Here is a 494-nt window from a genome sequence, read left to right on the forward strand (position 1 = left end):
CCTGCCAGGAGTGGTAGTTCAGTTGGTTAGAATACCGGCCTGTCACGCCGGGGGTCGCGGGTTCGAGTCCCGTCCACTCCGCCATTTGCAGTCAGTCGCTTGATTAAAAAAGCGCCTTTTTTCTAAAGGCGTTTTTTTAATCGGTAACGATTCCAGGTTTTGACCCTATCGTCTAGAGGCCTAGGACATCACCCTTTCACGGTGAGTACCGGGGTTCGAATCCCCGTAGGGTCGCCAAGTTTGAAGCGCTGGTAGCTATCTAAAAAATAGCAAAGCTTCCTGCCAGGAGTGGTAGTTCAGTTGGTTAGAATACCGGCCTGTCACGCCGGGGGTCGCGGGTTCGAGTCCCGTCCACTCCGCCACAGATTACCTTGGGGGTATAGCTCAGCTGGGAGAGCGCTTGCATGGCATGCAAGAGGTCATCGGTTCGATCCCGTTTACCTCCACCAAATTTTGACGGCTGGCTGCAAGGCCAGAAGTTCTAGGAATTGACC

4 tRNA genes are annotated in these 494 nt (G+C 53.8%); all 4 read left to right on the forward strand.

Going from position 1 to position 494, the window contains the following annotated elements:
- Positions 1 to 7 precede the first annotated feature (7 nt).
- Positions 8 to 84: transfer RNA gene (locus SJH88_RS19370), tRNA-Asp, on the forward strand.
- A 77-nt stretch (positions 85 to 161) separates the two neighbouring features.
- Positions 162 to 237: transfer RNA gene (locus tag SJH88_RS19375), tRNA-Glu, on the forward strand.
- A gap of 48 nt (positions 238 to 285) precedes the next feature.
- Positions 286 to 362: transfer RNA gene (locus SJH88_RS19380), tRNA-Asp, on the forward strand.
- A gap of 11 nt (positions 363 to 373) precedes the next feature.
- Positions 374 to 449 (forward strand) — tRNA-Ala (locus SJH88_RS19385).
- Positions 450 to 494: the final 45 nt, after the last annotated feature.

Origin of the sequence: Comamonas sp. GCA5, assembly GCF_036541385.1 — a bacterium.
Taxonomy (GTDB): domain Bacteria; phylum Pseudomonadota; class Gammaproteobacteria; order Burkholderiales; family Burkholderiaceae_C; genus Comamonas; species Comamonas aquatica.